This window comes from Pseudomonas sp. KBS0707, from assembly GCF_005937945.2.
GTDB classification, from domain to species: domain Bacteria; phylum Pseudomonadota; class Gammaproteobacteria; order Pseudomonadales; family Pseudomonadaceae; genus Aquipseudomonas; species Aquipseudomonas amygdali.
Map to the genome: position 1 here is coordinate 174984 of NZ_CP041754.1, position 14900 is coordinate 189883.

Here is a 14900-nt window from a genome sequence, read left to right on the forward strand (position 1 = left end):
GCAATCAGTCGGCAATCGGCAGGTTCAGGCTCTCTTTCACTTCTTCCATCACGATATAGCTCTTGGACTCACGCACGTGCGGCAGCTTGAGCAGGATATCGCCCAGCAGTTTGCGGTAGGACGCCATCTCGGAAATGCGCGCCTTGACCAGATAGTCAAAGTCGCCTGATACCAAGTGGCACTCCAGCACATGCGGAAGCTTCAACACGGCACGGCGGAACTCCTCGAAGGTGTCGCCAGACTTGTAGTCCAGACTGATTTCCACAAACACCAGCAGGCTGGCCTTCAGGCTTTGCGGGTTCAGGCGGGCGTTGTAGCCCATGATGATGCCCTCGCGTTCCAGCCTGCGAACCCGCTCGGTACACGGAGTGGTCGAGAGGCCGACGCGCTCGCCCAGTTCGGTAAACGAGATACGCCCATCTGCCTGGAGGATGCGCAGGATATTGCGGTCGATCTTGTCCAGTTCACGATTTGACTGGTGTTGAGTGCGCATGGGTTATTTCCCCTCTACCAAAGCGTTTATCGCCGGGAATAAACGCCAAATATAGATGTTTATACAGTGAGAAGCACTGCCCATTGCTCAATATACTGCGCACATTCTTGCTTAAAACTTCAAAACGTCAGCGGATATCCGCGATGAGGTCATCTACATGCGCGTTCTGGTCCTTGGAAGTGGTGTAATCGGTACAACCAGTGCTTATTATCTGGCGCGTGCCGGTTTTCAGGTGACCGTGGTAGACCGCCAGCCAGCCGCCGCCATGGAGACCAGCTTTGCCAATGCCGGCCAGGTCTCGCCAGGCTATGCCTCGCCATGGGCCGCGCCGGGTGTTCCGCTGAAGGCGATCAAGTGGTTGCTGCAGCGCCACGCGCCATTGGCGATCAAGGCCACGGCAGATATCGATCAATACCTGTGGATGGCGCAAATGCTGCGCAACTGCACCGCCAGCCGCTATACCGTGAATAAAGAGCGCATGGTGCGCCTGTCCGAATACAGCCGCGATTGTCTCGATGAACTGCGCCTGGAAACAGGTATTGCCTACGAAGGGCGCAGCCTGGGTACTACTCAGCTGTTCCGCACTCAGGCGCAACTGGACAACGCTGCCAAGGATATTGCCGTGCTCGAGCAGTCCGGTGTTCCGTACGAGCTGCTCGATCGCGACGGCATCGCCCGTGTCGAGCCCGCACTGGCCGGTGTGACCGGCATTCTCAGCGGTGCACTGCGCTTGCCGAATGACCAGACCGGCGATTGCCAGTTGTTCACCACGCGCCTTGCAGAAATGGCCGTAGAGCTGGGTGTCGAGTTCCGCTACGGACAGAACATCGAGCGCCTCGACCACGCTGGCGACCGCATCAATGGTGTGTGGATCGACGGTAAGCTGGAAACAGCCGACCGCTACGTGCTGGCGCTGGGCAGCTATTCTCCGCAACTGCTCAAACCGCTGGGTATCAAGGCTCCGGTTTACCCGCTGAAGGGTTATTCGCTGACGGTGCCGATCACTAACCCGGCCATGGCTCCGACCTCGACCATTCTCGATGAAACCTACAAGGTCGCCATCACCCGCTTCGACAACCGCATCCGGGTCGGCGGCATGGCGGAAATCGCCGGTTTCGACCTGTCGCTCAATCCTCGTCGACGCGAAACACTGGAGATGATCGTCGGTGACCTCTATCCTCAGGGTGGCGACCTGACCCAGGCCAGTTTCTGGACCGGGTTGCGTCCGACCACTCCCGATGGCACACCGATTGTGGGTGCAACACCGTTCCGCAACCTGTTCCTCAATACCGGCCATGGCACATTGGGCTGGACGATGGCGTGTGGTTCCGGTCGCTTGCTGGCAGACCTCATTGCCCGCAAGACACCCCGTATCAGTGCCGAAGGCCTCGATATCTCTCGTTACGGCAACACTCAGGAGAATGCACAGCATGTCAATCCAGCGCCAGCTCACCAATGAGCGCATGAGTCAGGTCGTTGTCCACAACGGCACCGTCTATCTGTCGGGCCAGGTCGGCGATGACATGACTGCAGGTGTCGAGCAACAGACCCGCGAGGTTTTGAACAGTATCGAGCGCCTGCTCGACCTGGCCGGCACTGACAAGACTCGCATTCTGTCGGTCACGATCTATCTGAAAGACATCGATGCTCATTTTGCCGGCATGAACAGCGTCTGGGACAAATGGCTGCCCAAGGGTGTCGCGCCTGCGCGTGCAACCGTCGAGGCCAAGCTGTGCGAGCCGGAAATCCTCGTCGAACTGTCGGTTGTCGCCGCGCTGCCTTGAGTCTGCTGTCTTCATACTGTTGTGCCCGACGCATCTCTGCGTCGGGGTTTTTCTGACCCTTTTCACCCTTCAGGCAAGAAACGTCATCATGCGTCCAGCCCGCGCCTTAATTGATCTTCAGGCACTGCGTCACAACTACCAACTGGCTCGTGAACACCGCGGCGGCAAAGCGCTCGCGGTGATCAAGGCCGATGCCTATGGTCACGGTGCGGTACGCGTCGCCCAGGCACTGGAAGCCCAGGCCGACGGTTTCGCAGTGGCCTGCATCGAAGAAGCGCTCGAGCTACGCGCGGCAGGCATCCGCGCACCTGTTCTGCTGCTTGAAGGTTTTTTCGAAGCCGATGAACTGGCGCTGATTGTCGAGCACAACTTCTGGACGGTCGTGCATTCGACCTGGCAGCTGGAGGCCATCGAGCAGGCGCAGCTTGCCAAACCTTTAACGGTCTGGCTCAAGATTGACACGGGCATGCACCGCGTCGGCCTGTACCCGCATGAATATCAGGCCGCCTATCAACGCCTGCTGGTAACCGGCAAAGTGGCCAGAATCGTCCTGATGAGCCACTTCGCCCGCGCCGATGAACTGAACAGTGGATGCAGTGATGAACAGTTCGCTGTATTCGAGAGCTTTCGCAAAGGCCTGGCCGCAGAAATCAGCCTGAAAAACTCCCCGGCCGTTCTGGGCTGGCCGCATATTCCAAGCGACTGGTCGCGCCCCGGCATCATGCTCTACGGCGCTACGCCGTTTGGTCAGGCGCACCCGCTGGCTGACCGCCTGCAACCGGTCATGACCCTGGAATCGAAGATCATCAGCGTGCGTGAACTGCCTGCCGGTGAAGCCGTGGGCTATGGCGCGACGTTTGTCTGTGATCGGCCATTGCGTATTGGCGTGGTGGCGATGGGGTACGCCGACGGCTATCCGCGTCATGCGCCGACCGGCACGCCTGTGCAGATCGACGGTCAGCCCTCCCGGCTGCTCGGGCGAGTGTCCATGGACATGCTTTGCGTAGACTTGACCGGCGTACCGCAGGCCGGGCTTGGCAGCCGGGTCGAGTTATGGGGCAAGCACGTGCTCGCCAGTGAAGTGGCCACACGGGCAGAAACGATTCCCTACGAAATCTTCTGCAATCTGCGTCGCGTTCCGCGTATCTATTCCCAAGACTGATCGAGCCCTTGTCCGTCAGGCCGCTGTATGCCTGGTGTCTGTCGAAGCGTTGTAAATATTGAACGCTGTTGCCATGATGGCGTTCATCTCGACTGGACCTGACAAAACCTGGGGGAATATCGCATTGGACGTGGGTGAACGACTGCAATCGATCCGCAAGCTCAAGGGCCTGTCCCAGCGTGAACTCGCCAAGCGCGCAGGCGTGACCAACAGCACCATCTCCATGATCGAAAAAAACAGCGTAAGCCCTTCGATCAGCTCGCTGCGCAAAGTGCTCGGCGGCATTCCCATGTCCATGGTCGAGTTTTTCTCGGAAGAAACCGTTCCGGAAAACGCAGCGCAGGTGGTGTACAAGGCCAGCGAGTTGATTGATATCTCGGACGGTGCCGTGACCATGAAGCTGGTCGGCAAGTCGCACCAGGGCCGTGCCATCGCCTTTCTTACCGAAACCTACCCGCCGGGTGCCGATACCGGTGAAGAAATGCTCGTCCACGACGGTGAAGAAACCGGAATTCTCGTCGAGGGGCGACTGGAGCTGGTAGTGGGTCTCGACACCTACGTGCTGGAGGCCGGTGACAGCTATTATTTTGAAAGCACCCGGCCGCATCGCTTCCGCAACCCGTTCGACGTACCGGCACGATTGATCAGTGCGGCAACGCCAGCCAATTTCTGACCCGCCCCTTTCAGTGAGTGACGCGTGAAGCTGACCCGGAAGATTCTGAGCACCGCAGGCGTTCTGACGTTGTGGGTGTTCAATGTGCAAGCCGCCGATACCGCCCGAGCCCCTGACGACATCATCGCCGCCCATTGCGTCGCGTGTCACAGCGTCGGTCTGCTCAATGCGCCGAAAACTGGTGACACGGCCGCCTGGGAAGAACGGGCCAGACAAAAAGGCGGCCTTGACGGCCTGCTGGCCAGCACCATCAAAGGCATTGGCATCATGCCGCCGAAAGGCACCTGCGGCGATTGCACTGACGACGAACTGAAGAGCGCCATTCAGAGCATATCCGGGCTGAAGTGAGGTGCACTCCGTTCTCACGCTGGCGCGTGGGAACGATAGTTGCGCAGCGAGCATGCAGCAATTTCAGATTGCCACCGGTCCAAGCTGCACCAATAACAATTCAGGAGAGCTGGGATGCCGTATTCCTGTTCCATCGAGCACGCTGTCGATCACGTTCTGGCGCAGTTGCCCGAGCATATTCACCTCGGCATGCCGCTCGGGCTGGGTAAGCCCAATCGGTTCGTCAATGCGCTGTACCAGCGCATCAGCCAGTTGCCCGAGCGACGGCTGACGATCTACACCGCGCTGACACTCGGGCGGCCAACGCCGGGAGAGGGTTTGCAGGCGCGGTTTCTGGAACCGTTTCTGGAGCGGGTCTTCGGTGACTATCCGGAGCTGGAGTTTCTAGCTGCGCTGCGTCGCGACAAACTTCCACACAACATTCGCGTGCAGCAATTCTTCATGCAGCCGGGCAGCCTGCTGAACAGCGAGTCAGCCCAGCAAGACTACGTCAGCAGCAATTACAGTCATGCCGCCCGCGATATCAATGCCAACGGCCTGAATCTGGTCGCGCAACTGGTGGCCCGTGACGATCAGCACCTTGGCAAGCTGAGCCTGAGTTGCAACCCGGATGTGACCCTCGACCTGCTGCCCATGATCGCCAAACGCCGCGCCGCCGGAGAAACCATCCTCATGCTGGGTCAGGTCCACGCCGACCTTCCTTACATGCCGGGCGACTCGGAGCTGGATGTCGAAGCGTTTGACCTGCTGATCAACGAAGATGAGCGCAGTACGCTGTTTTCCACCCCGAACATGCCGGTGGGTTATCAAGACCATTTGATTGGTCTGCATGCCAGTACACTGGTGCGCGACGGCGGCACGCTACAGATCGGCATCGGCTCGATGGGCGATGCGCTGACCGGCGCACTGCTGGCCAGGCAAGCCGACAATGAAACCTGGCGCAGTCTGCTGGCTGAGTTGAACATGAGTAACTGGCAGACCCTGATCGACCGCGAAGGCGGCGTTCAGCCGTTCGCCAGCGGCCTTTACGGTTGCAGCGAAATGTTCGTCAACGGTCTTTTGGTACTGGCCGATGCCGGGATCGTGCGACGCAAGGTGTATGCCGACGCAGAGCTGCAACGGCTGGCCAACCTGGGCACTCTGGATGAAGACGCCCATCCTGATGGCGTGGTGGTGCACGGCGGTTTTTTCCTCGGTCCGAGCAGTTTCTACGAGCGATTGCGCGAGCTGCCCGCCGAGCGACTGGCGCAGTTCAACATGACTGCCATCAGCTATATCAACGAGCTTTACGGTCAGGAAGAACTCAAACGCCTGCAACGCCGCGATGCGCGCTTCATCAACAGTGCGTTCACCGTCACCCTGATGGGCGCAGCCGTGGCCGATCAATTGGAAGATGGCCGAGTGCTCAGCGGTGTGGGTGGCCAATACAACTTTGTGGCGCAGGCTCACGCCCTGGAGGGCGCTCGTTCGATCCTGATGCTGCGCAGCTGGCGTGAGTCAGGTGGCGAGGTCAGCTCCAATATCGTCTGGCAGTACGGCCACACCACGATCCCCCGGCACCTGCGCGATATTGTCGTGACCGAATACGGCATCGCCGATCTGCGTGGTCAGACCGACGCCACGGTGATCGAGCGCATCCTCAACATCACTGACTCGCGCTTTCAGCCCGGCTTGATCGAGCAGGCGCAAAAGGCCGGAAAGCTGCCCAAGGAATTCCGCCTTGATCCACGCTTCACAGAAAACACCCCGAAACGCCTCAAGGACACGGCATCGCGCTATCCGTCGCTGTTTACTGAATACCCACTGGGATGCGATTTTACAGGTGAAGAGCGCGACCTGATGCGTGCGCTGAACTGGCTGAAGAGCAAGCTCAAACTCACCGAAATCCTCGAGTTGGGCAAGGCCACTTTGGACGCTCCCGACCCCGAAGCCTTCCCGGAGCACTTGCAACGAATGCAACTCGACCAGCCTCAGGGCTTGCGCGAAGAGTTGTATCAGCGGCTGCTGCTGGCCGGGCTGCACAACACCAGCGGGACCAGCGGACTGACGAGCTAAGGCGCGGAGACTGATCGTTAACGGTCGCTAAATCGCAGCCTTGCGGGTATTGCGCCCCTCCGGGCCGGAGCGTTCTTCGATGGCGTGTTGCAGCGGTTTGCGCAGGCCCATCAGGAACGCCAGCTCCGCGATCACGAACAGCGGGCCGATGATCAGGCCGGTCACGTCATCGATAAACGCCGGTTTGCGCCCTTCGTAGTAATGGCCGATGAACTGGATGATCCAGCCGATCACAAAGAGCCCGACGCCCGCGCTCAGCCAGACCATGGTCGCCTGTTGCGCAAGGTTGGCCCCGGCCCAGATGCACAGTGCCAGCAGCACTGCCATGACCACGCCCAGTGCACGATCCAGCCGCAGATAGAAAATCGTCGAACCCAGAGCAAGCAGGGCCGCGGGCGAAACCCACAAGCCGCTTACAGCCCAGCCCGGACGCGACAGAAGTACCGCCACGGCCAGTACAATCAATGGAATGCCCACGAAGTGCGTCACGATATTGCGTGAATCACGGTGATACGCAGCGTATTGGCTGAGATGATCGACAAGGGTTTTCATTATTATTCCTGCCTGAGACGATGATCGGCTTGAGCCAGGATTGTTGTACAACACGCATGCCTGAAATAAAAGGGAGCAAAAATGACAAATGGAGTGTCGTGGCGGTCACGACTGCTATCCGATTACTGGTTTTCTCATTTACCTGCCGGTTTGCAGGATAGCCTGCTGGACGCTGCTCGCCAGCAGCGCAGGACGCCTGGCAGGACGCTGTTCGAGAAAGGCGATCTGCCTTGCGGTCTTTATGTGTTGCTGGAGGGCTGTGTGCGTATCGGCGCTGCCCATGAGCAGCGGCTTTCGGGTGTGGAGCCGATGCGTGCGCCTATGTGGTTTGGCGAAGTGTCGCTGTTCGACGGGTTGCCGCGCCGTTTCGAGGTCTGCTCACTGGAGCAAAGTATCTTTCTGCATGTCCCTCAGCAATTTCTGCTCGAGTTGCTCGACAGGCACCCGGAATATTGGCGCTGGTTTGCCGCGTTACTCAGCCAGAAAATCGGTTTGCCGCTGCAGAACCCCGAGAAAATGCGCCGACTGCCTCCCAGAGCGAGGGTCGCATGGCGTCTGTTGATGCTCAGTGAGGGTTATGGCCCGTTGAGCCATGCACGCCGCCTGATTGTGCTGGAGGACATTCAGGCCGTGGAGTGCCTCGCGCTTTCCCCGCCGGCCTTGCTGGAAGTGCTTCAGGATCTGCATGAGCGCAAGATCGTGCGCCTGGGAGAAGGGCAGCTGGAAGTGTTCGATGTGGACAAGCTGCGCAGGGTTGCGAACTTTTCCAAAGCCAGGGCCGTTTGCTGATCAGGCTGTCAGCCAGAAACATCCGGTAACGGCTCCGCTGCCTCTTCGATTGAGATAGCAAATGGGATTCACTACCATTTCGCCTCATTTGCGAACGCGAGATACCCCGATGCAGGCAAGCAAGCGTCTTCTGGCTGCTCTGACACTGACTTTACTGGGCAGTACCGTTCAGGCTACCGATGAAGTGGTGGTGTATTCGTCCCGGATCGACGAGTTGATCAAGCCGGTGTTCGATGCATATACGGCCAAGACCGGGGTGAAGATAAAGTTCATCACCGACAAGGAAGCGCCATTGATGCAGCGCATCAAGGCCGAGGGCGAGAATGCCACTGCCGACCTGTTGCTGACGGTCGATGCCGGTAACCTCTGGCAAGCCGAACAGATGGGCATTCTGCAGCCATTCACCTCACCGGTGATAGAAGCCAACATTCCGCCGCAATACCGCTCATCCACTCACGGGTGGACCGGCCTGAGCCTTCGCGCACGAACCATCGCCTACTCCACTGACCGGGTGAAACCTGTCGAGCTGACCACGTATGAAGCGCTGGCCGACAAGAACTGGGAAGGGCGCCTGTGCCTGCGCACCGCGAAGAAGGTCTACAACCAGTCGCTGACCGCCACATTGATCGAAACCCATGGCACCGAAGCGTCCGAGAAAATCCTCAAGGGATGGGTGAACAACCTTTCCACCGATGTTTTTTCCGACGACATCGCAGTGCTTGAGGCGATCAACGCCGGGCAGTGCGATGTGGGCATCGTCAATTCCTACTATTACGGTCGCCTGCACAAGGAAAAACCTGACCTGGCGGTGAAGCTGTTCTGGCCGAATCAGGCGGACCGGGGTGTACACGTAAACCTGTCGGGTATCGGCCTGACCAAGTACGCACCGCACCCTGAGGCTGCCAAGGCGCTGGTCGAGTGGATGACCGGTCCCGATGCACAGAAGATCTTCTCCAGCGTCAATCAGGAGTTCCCGGCCAACCCGAACGTGGCGCCGTCAGAAGAAGTGGCGAGCTGGGGCCAGTTCAAGGCCGACACCATTCCGGTCGAAGTGGCAGGCAAGCGTCAGGCAGAAGCGATCCGCATGATGGATCGCGCGGGCTGGAATTGATTTAATACGCACCGCCTGACTCTCGTTGATACGCTTCGCGCTCATTACACAAATCTTGAATAGCCCGAAAAGCGTGGCTTTCAGGCTTCTGCCCGCAGGGCGTAGGAGCGGACTTGTCCGCGAAAGGGCCGGTACATTCTCAGAAAATGCACTATCTGAACTGACGGCTTCGCGGACAAGTCCGCTCCTACGGCTTTCAGCCAGAATCAGAGGCAGACCTGTGCGCACGCTCTGCTTACCCTCTTGAACCCCCTCATTTCGAGAACCTCCTTGGCCCATCCTGTCCAACGCCGCTGGTACCCACTGGTCTTCGCCATCGCTGCGCTGGTGTTATTGCCGCTGAGCGTGCTGCTGCTGTCGTGGGAGACCATTGACCAACAGATATGGTCACACCTGCTGGAAACCCAGATGTCCCGTCTGCTGGGCAACACGTTGATTCTGGTGCTGGGTGTCGGTTTGGGTGTAACGCTGCTGGGGGTGAGTCTGGCGTGGCTGACCAGCCTGTGTGAATTCCCTGGTCGGCGCTGGCTGGACTGGGCGCTGATGCTGCCTTTCGCTATCCCCGCCTATGTGCTGGCGTTTGTATTTGTCGGGCTGCTGGATTTTTCCGGCCCGGTGCAAACCCTGATGCGTGAATGGTTCGGCTCCGGCCTGCGCCTGCCTCGGGTGCGCTCCACCGGTGGGGTGATCATCGTGCTGGTGCTGGTCTTCTATCCCTATGTCTACCTGTTGGCGCGCACGGCGTTTCTGGCGCAGGGCAAGGGGCTGATGGAAGCTGCACGAGTGTTGGGCAACACGCCCTTGCAGGCGTTCTGGCGTGTGGCGCTGCCAATGGCGCGTCCAGCCATCGGTGCGGGCGTAGCTTTGGCGCTGATGGAGACCCTGGCCGATTTCGGTGCGGTATCGGTGTTCAATTTCGACACGTTCACCACCGCAATCTACAAGACCTGGTACGGCTTCTTCAGCCTGTCCAGCGCCGCGCAACTGGCCAGCCTGCTGCTGTTGGCAGTGCTGGTGCTGCTGTATGGCGAACGTCGTGCCCGCGGTGCAAGCCGACCGACCAATGAACGGCCGCGTGGCGCTGCGCTTTATCCGCTTAGCGGTATCAAGGCCTGGGGAGCCAGTTTATGGTGCGGGCTGGTTTTTCTCTGTGCCTTCGTCGTGCCGGTGCTGCAATTGATTGTCTGGGTCTGGCAGCGCGGCCGATTCGACCTCGACGAGCGCTATACAGGCCTGATTCTGCACACGCTTTATCTGGGCGGTATGGCGGCGTTGATCACTGTCAGCGTGGCACTGATTCTGGCCTTCGCGCGGCGCATGGCACCCACACCTGCGATCCGCTCTGGCGTCAGCCTTGCCAACCTCGGTTACGCGCTGCCGGGTTCGGTACTGGCCGTTTCAATCATGCTGGCGTTCAGTTATCTGGACCGTGAGCTGGTCGTTCCGCTTTCCGGCTGGCTGGGCGGTGCAGGCAAGCCGTTGTTGCTGGGCAGCCTTTCGGCGCTGCTGCTGGCTTACCTTGTACGTTTCATCGCGGTCGCCTTCGGCCCGCTGGAGCACAGCCTGTCGCGTATCCGTCCCTCATTGCCTGAAGCCGCACGCAGTCTGGGGGTCAGCGGACCAAAGTTGTTTCTCAACGTGTATCTGCCGCTTTTGGTTCCGGGAGCCTTGAGCGCTGCGTTGCTGGTGTTCGTCGATGTACTCAAAGAGATGCCTGCGACCCTGCTGATGCGCCCGTTTGGCTGGGATACGCTGGCGGTACGCGTGTTTGAAATGACCAGCGAGGGTGAGTGGGCACGAGCGGCATTGCCAGCTTTGTCGCTGGTGCTTGTAGGATTATTACCCGTCATCGGGTTGATTCGTCGCTCTGCCCGTCAGATTGGCTAGGTGCGGGCCCTTCACCTTGCCGCTACAATGCGCCGCAATTGGTGCGGTCTGTCAGAAAATTCGGCCAGCTGTAAGTGCTGCAAACTCCGGTTTATTGGGGGCTTGCCGATCCTTTCTGCCCGCACCTTCGCCACGCCCGGAAGGAGAAACCCATGGGACAGCGTACCCCCCTGTTCGACCTGCACCTCGCCCTTGGCGCGAAAATGGTCGATTTTGGTGGCTGGGACATGCCGTTGCATTACGGATCGCAGGTCGAGGAACACCATCAGGTGCGTCGCGACTGTGGGGTCTTCGATGTCTCACACATGAACGTGATTGATGTGGTTGGCCGTCAAGCCAGAACCTGGCTGCGTTACCTGCTGGCCAACGATGTGGAAAAACTGAAGACCCCAGGTCGAGCCTTGTACAGCGCCATGCTGGACGAAAGAGGCGGGGTCATCGATGACATGATCGTCTACCTCACGCCCGAAGGTTATCGGCTGGTGGTCAATGCCGCGACCGGGGTCAAGGATCTTGCCTGGATGCAGTCGCAGCTGGGCGACTTCGATGTACAACTGATCGCGCGCAGCGAAATGGCGATGCTCGCGATTCAAGGGCCAAAGGCCAGAACCCGTATCGCCGAGCTGGTTTCAAGCGCCCGCGCCGAACTGATCCACCAGCTCAAGCCGTTTGAAGGTCTTGATGATGGCGACTGGTTCATCGCGCGCACCGGTTATACCGGTGAAGACGGCCTGGAAATCATGCTGCCTGCCGAAGAGGCCCAGCGTTTTTTCAATGAACTGGTCGGCGCGGGTATCTCACCGATCGGTCTGGGCGCTCGCGATACGTTGCGTCTGGAAGCAGGCATGAACCTGTATGGTCAGGACATCGGCGAGCATGTTTCACCGCTGGCGTCGAATATGGCCTGGAGCATTGCCTGGGAACCTGCCGACCGTGATTTTATCGGTCGCGAGGCGCTGGAGAGCGAACGGGCTGAAGGAACCGCCTTCAAGCTCGTGGGATTGGTGCTCGAAGAGCGCGGCGTTTTACGGGCGCATCAGGTGGTACGTGTCGCAGAAATTGGCGAAGGAGAGATCACCAGTGGTAGTTTCTCTCCTACGCTGAGCAAATCCATTGCTCTGGCGCGCGTTCCGATGGCAACCGCTGACCGGGCCGAGGTGGAAATCCGCGGCAAGTGGTATCCGGTGCGGGTGGTGCAGCCAGCGTTTGTGCGCCACGGCAAGACCCTGATTTAACCTATGGCGGGTTTTCCGCTGACCCGATGTTGAGGATGACTAAATGAGCAATATTCCCGCCGAGCTGCGTTTCGCCGAAAGTCATGAATGGGCACGTCTTGAAGCAGATGGCACCGTGACCGTCGGCATCTCGGACCATGCACAGGAAGCACTGGGCGATGTGGTCTTCGTCGAGCTGCCGGAAATCGGCAAAGTGTTCGCTGCCCGTGACCCCGCCGGTGTCGTCGAGTCGGTAAAGGCTGCTTCGGATATCTACTCGCCGGTTGCTGGCGAGGTGGTCGAGGTCAATGAAGCACTGGGCGATTCGCCCGAGTCGCTCAACAGGGATCCGTACGGTAGTGCATGGATCTTCAAGCTCAAGCCAAGCGACGCCAGCGGTCATCTGGCCAAGCTGCTGGATGCAGCCGGGTACAAGAGCGCTATCGGCGAATAACCGATTTCCGCTCACAAAAATGCCGCTCATGGGCGGCATTTTTTATGCGCGAAGCTAATCGGCAAGACTTACTGGTTTTCAGCGACCAGATTCTTATCCAGGATCGCGTTGGCCAGTTCCATGTCGGTGGCTTTCAGGCCTGGATTGTCTTTGCGCACTTGCTCGATGGCCGCTTCCAGAAACGGACCGCGAATGCCACCGTCGCTGGCGACGAAGCTGCCTGCGTCGTCTTGGGCGGCAACGATCAGCTTGTGATCCTTGAAGGTCAGGTAAGTCGAGCCGGTGGTTGCACCGGAAGACAGCACATTACGCCAGAAGGTGTCAGCCATCGCTGAACCCATTGGGATGGAAAGCAAGGCTACGGTGGCGACAGCGAACTTGAGACGCATGATGAATTACTCCAGCTGTGGTTGTTCTGAGGGGTTGGATAGCCAAAGCCACGAACTAGTTCAATCAAGGTGTACCGCGTAGTTCACTTTAGCTGGCTCGCCATGCCGCGCGGCCTTCTGGAACAACGCTTTCACCCTGATCAACGTTGTTCGCTCTGCGGTGTCACTCGCAGCACTTCCTCAAGTGTAGTCAGCCCTGCCGAGACTTTCTGAGCACCGGACAGACGCAAACTGCGCGTCCCTTCCTTGAAGGCCTGGCGACGCATGGCGGTCAGGTCCAGGTCCGCAGAAATCAATGCCTTGATGTTGTCGGACATGACCATGATCTCGTAAACCCCGGCCCGTCCCCTATAGCCGGTATCGCGACATTCCACACAACCGACCGCCTGATGCGCGCCGGGCGGTACGGGTGCCTGCCACGGGCGGGTCAGGGTTTGCCAGTCGGTTTCGTTCAGATTGATCGGTGCCTTGCAGTGCGGACACAGGGTCCGCACCAGACGCTGGGCCATGACGCCAAGGATGGTCGCCTTGAGCAGGTAATGCGGCACACCCAGCTCGAGCATACGGCTGATGGCGCTGGGTGCGTCGTTGGTGTGCAGCGTCGACAGCACCAAATGCCCGGTGAGTGCCGCCTGAATGGCCATTTCAGCGGTCTCCAGGTCGCGAATCTCGCCGATCATGATGATATCCGGGTCCTGTCGCATCAGCGCGCGCACGCCGGCGGCAAAGCTCAGTTCGATGTTGTGCTGCACCTGCATCTGGTTGAAGGCCGGCTCGACCATCTCGATGGGGTCTTCGATGGTGCACAGGTTGACCTCGGAGGTCGCCAGTTTCTTGAGGGTGGTGTACAGCGTGGTGGTTTTACCCGAACCGGTCGGGCCGGTGACCAGAATGATGCCGTTGGGCTGGCGGGTCATTTCCTGCCAGCGACGCAGGTCATCACTGGAAAAACCCAGCTGGTCGAAGTCCTTGAGCAGCACCTCGGGGTCGAAGATCCGCATCACCATTTTTTCGCCGAACGCCGTCGGCAGCGTCGACAGGCGCAACTCCACTTCGCGATTCTCGGGTGTGGTGGTCTTGACCCGCCCGTCCTGTGGTTTGCGTTTTTCGGCGACGTTCATCCGGCCGAGGCTTTTCAGGCGGCTGACAATTGCCATGATCACCTGCGCCGGAAACTGGTAAACGTTATGCAGCACGCCGTCGATGCGAAACCGCACGGTGCCCTGTTCGCGGCGTGGCTCGATATGAATATCGCTGGCGCGCTGCTGAAATGCGTACTGGAACAGCCAGTCGACGATATTGACGATGTGCGCGTCGTTGGCGTCCGGCTCCTGATCACTGGCGCCTAGCTTGAGCAACTGTTCGAAATTGCCCATGTTGCTCATTTTTTGCTCAGAGGCGCTGGCACCGCTGACCGACTTGGCCAGCCTGAAAAACTCCATCGCCATGCGTTGAATGTCTGTCGGGTTGGCGACCACACGCTTGATCTGCAGCTTGAGCACATGCGCAAGATCGCCTTCCCAGGAGCGCACGTAGGGTTGGGCGCTGGCGATGGTCACCGACTCGCGGTCAACCGCCACAGCCAGAATCTTGTGGCGCTGGGCAAAGGCGTAGGACATCAATGGCGTGACGGCTGCCACGTTGATTTTCAGCGGGTCGATGCGCATGTAGGGCTGGCCACAGGCTTTGGCCAGCCAAGCGGTCAGGGTTTCCAGGTCCAGCTTCTTGCCAGGCCGCTTCAAGTCGTCAAACTGAAGCGAAGCGAGAAATTCGAGAGGATGCAGCTGGATGTTCACCGCACTGCGACGCTGTGTGAGTGCCGTTTCTGCGTCGTCCTGGCCGAGATAGCCTTCGGCAACCAGATCTCGCAGCACATCATTCAGGTCAAGCCAGCGATCCTGTGAAGAGGGGGCCAGGGCTGCCATGTGCGCTCCTTGAGGCAATTCGTCATTGGGCGATGAACAAGAGTAGACGCCAAGCGTGACAGCG

The 14900-nt window shown here is 59.2% G+C and carries 15 protein-coding genes; 11 read left to right on the forward strand and 4 right to left on the reverse strand.

All coding sequences use genetic code 11. From position 1 onward, the window contains the following. Positions 1–4: 4 nt before the first annotated feature. Complete coding sequence (locus tag FFH21_RS00860) at positions 5–493, reverse strand: Lrp/AsnC ligand binding domain-containing protein (protein WP_004655323.1); 489 nt, start codon at positions 491–493, stop codon at positions 5–7. Between the two features lie 157 nt (positions 494–650). Here FFH21_RS00860 and dadA point away from each other — a divergent pair, with 157 nt between their 5' ends. The 6 genes from dadA (at position 651) to FFH21_RS00890 (ending at position 6515) form a co-directional block, all read left to right on the forward strand. Continuing rightward, the gene (gene dadA / locus FFH21_RS00865; protein WP_004655320.1) at positions 651–1952 is read left to right on the forward strand and encodes a D-amino acid dehydrogenase; all 1302 of its coding nucleotides are present in this window, start codon (positions 651–653) and stop codon (positions 1950–1952) included. After that, entirely contained in the window at positions 1924–2277 is a 354-nt protein-coding gene (locus FFH21_RS00870) for a RidA family protein (protein ID WP_002551525.1), read from the forward strand. The genes dadA and FFH21_RS00870 overlap by 29 nt, the downstream gene beginning before the upstream one ends. Before the next feature lie 88 nt (positions 2278–2365). Further along, positions 2366–3439 carry an alanine racemase gene (alr, locus tag FFH21_RS00875; protein WP_011167394.1) on the forward strand — a complete coding sequence of 358 codons (1074 nt, stop codon included), beginning with the start codon at positions 2366–2368 and terminating at the stop codon, positions 3437–3439. Between the two features lie 124 nt (positions 3440–3563). Beyond that, on the forward strand, positions 3564–4112 hold the full coding sequence (locus tag FFH21_RS00880) for a cupin domain-containing protein (protein ID WP_004655316.1): 549 nt from the start codon (positions 3564–3566) through the stop codon (positions 4110–4112). Positions 4113–4136: 24 nt separating this feature from the next. After that, positions 4137–4460: a cytochrome c5 family protein gene (locus FFH21_RS00885; RefSeq protein ID WP_011167395.1), complete on the forward strand. Its 324-nt coding sequence runs from the start codon at positions 4137–4139 to the stop codon at positions 4458–4460. 114 nt (positions 4461–4574) lie between these two features. Further along, on the forward strand, positions 4575–6515 hold the full coding sequence (locus FFH21_RS00890; RefSeq protein WP_004655311.1) for an acetyl-CoA hydrolase/transferase C-terminal domain-containing protein: 1941 nt from the start codon (positions 4575–4577) through the stop codon (positions 6513–6515). A 27-nt stretch (positions 6516–6542) separates the two neighbouring features. Here the strand turns inward: FFH21_RS00890 and FFH21_RS00895 are convergent, their stop codons facing one another. Then, on the reverse strand, positions 6543–7067 hold the full coding sequence (locus tag FFH21_RS00895; protein WP_011167398.1) for a DUF962 domain-containing protein: 525 nt from the start codon (positions 7065–7067) through the stop codon (positions 6543–6545). Between the two features lie 81 nt (positions 7068–7148). Between FFH21_RS00895 and FFH21_RS00900 the strand changes: the two genes are divergently transcribed. The 5 genes from FFH21_RS00900 (at position 7149) to gcvH (ending at position 12522) form a co-directional block, all read left to right on the forward strand. Beyond that, complete coding sequence (locus FFH21_RS00900; protein WP_005778512.1) at positions 7149–7856, forward strand: Crp/Fnr family transcriptional regulator; 708 nt, start codon at positions 7149–7151, stop codon at positions 7854–7856. 109 nt (positions 7857–7965) lie between these two features. After that, positions 7966–8967, forward strand: coding sequence for an extracellular solute-binding protein (locus FFH21_RS00905; RefSeq protein WP_011167399.1), 1002 nt, complete (start codon positions 7966–7968; stop codon positions 8965–8967). Positions 8968–9237: 270 nt separating this feature from the next. Further along, complete coding sequence (locus FFH21_RS00910; RefSeq protein WP_011167400.1) at positions 9238–10854, forward strand: iron ABC transporter permease; 1617 nt, start codon at positions 9238–9240, stop codon at positions 10852–10854. Between the two features lie 152 nt (positions 10855–11006). Continuing rightward, the gene (gene gcvT, locus FFH21_RS00915; RefSeq protein ID WP_004655293.1) at positions 11007–12089 is read left to right on the forward strand and encodes a glycine cleavage system aminomethyltransferase GcvT; all 1083 of its coding nucleotides are present in this window, start codon (positions 11007–11009) and stop codon (positions 12087–12089) included. Between the two features lie 43 nt (positions 12090–12132). Then, positions 12133–12522: a glycine cleavage system protein GcvH gene (gene gcvH, locus FFH21_RS00920; RefSeq protein ID WP_004655292.1), complete on the forward strand. Its 390-nt coding sequence runs from the start codon at positions 12133–12135 to the stop codon at positions 12520–12522. A gap of 68 nt (positions 12523–12590) precedes the next feature. On the opposite strand, the gene FFH21_RS00925 is transcribed toward gcvH, so the two are convergent. Then, entirely contained in the window at positions 12591–12911 is a 321-nt protein-coding gene (locus FFH21_RS00925) for a DUF2388 domain-containing protein (RefSeq protein WP_002551535.1), read from the reverse strand. Positions 12912–13051: 140 nt separating this feature from the next. Next, on the reverse strand, positions 13052–14836 hold the full coding sequence (locus FFH21_RS00930; protein WP_004666547.1) for a GspE/PulE family protein: 1785 nt from the start codon (positions 14834–14836) through the stop codon (positions 13052–13054). Between the last annotated feature and the right edge of the window lie 64 nt (positions 14837–14900).

Excerpts from the sequence above, each read along its gene's own strand:
- FFH21_RS00860 (WP_004655323.1), bottom strand. The coding sequence starts at position 493 with ATGCGCACTCAACACCAGTCAAATCGTGAACTGGACAAGATCGACCGC.
- dadA (WP_004655320.1), top strand. The coding sequence starts at position 651 with ATGCGCGTTCTGGTCCTTGGAAGTGGTGTAATCGGTACAACCAGTGCT.
- FFH21_RS00870 (WP_002551525.1), top strand. The coding sequence starts at position 1,924 with ATGTCAATCCAGCGCCAGCTCACCAATGAGCGCATGAGTCAGGTCGTT.
- alr (WP_011167394.1), top strand. The coding sequence starts at position 2,366 with ATGCGTCCAGCCCGCGCCTTAATTGATCTTCAGGCACTGCGTCACAAC.
- FFH21_RS00890 (WP_004655311.1), top strand. The coding sequence starts at position 4,575 with ATGCCGTATTCCTGTTCCATCGAGCACGCTGTCGATCACGTTCTGGCG.
- FFH21_RS00895 (WP_011167398.1), bottom strand. The coding sequence starts at position 7,067 with ATGAAAACCCTTGTCGATCATCTCAGCCAATACGCTGCGTATCACCGT.
- FFH21_RS00900 (WP_005778512.1), top strand. The coding sequence starts at position 7,149 with ATGACAAATGGAGTGTCGTGGCGGTCACGACTGCTATCCGATTACTGG.
- FFH21_RS00905 (WP_011167399.1), top strand. The coding sequence starts at position 7,966 with ATGCAGGCAAGCAAGCGTCTTCTGGCTGCTCTGACACTGACTTTACTG.
- gcvT (WP_004655293.1), top strand. The coding sequence starts at position 11,007 with ATGGGACAGCGTACCCCCCTGTTCGACCTGCACCTCGCCCTTGGCGCG.
- gcvH (WP_004655292.1), top strand. The coding sequence starts at position 12,133 with ATGAGCAATATTCCCGCCGAGCTGCGTTTCGCCGAAAGTCATGAATGG.
- FFH21_RS00925 (WP_002551535.1), bottom strand. The coding sequence starts at position 12,911 with ATGCGTCTCAAGTTCGCTGTCGCCACCGTAGCCTTGCTTTCCATCCCA.
- FFH21_RS00930 (WP_004666547.1), bottom strand. The coding sequence starts at position 14,836 with ATGGCAGCCCTGGCCCCCTCTTCACAGGATCGCTGGCTTGACCTGAAT.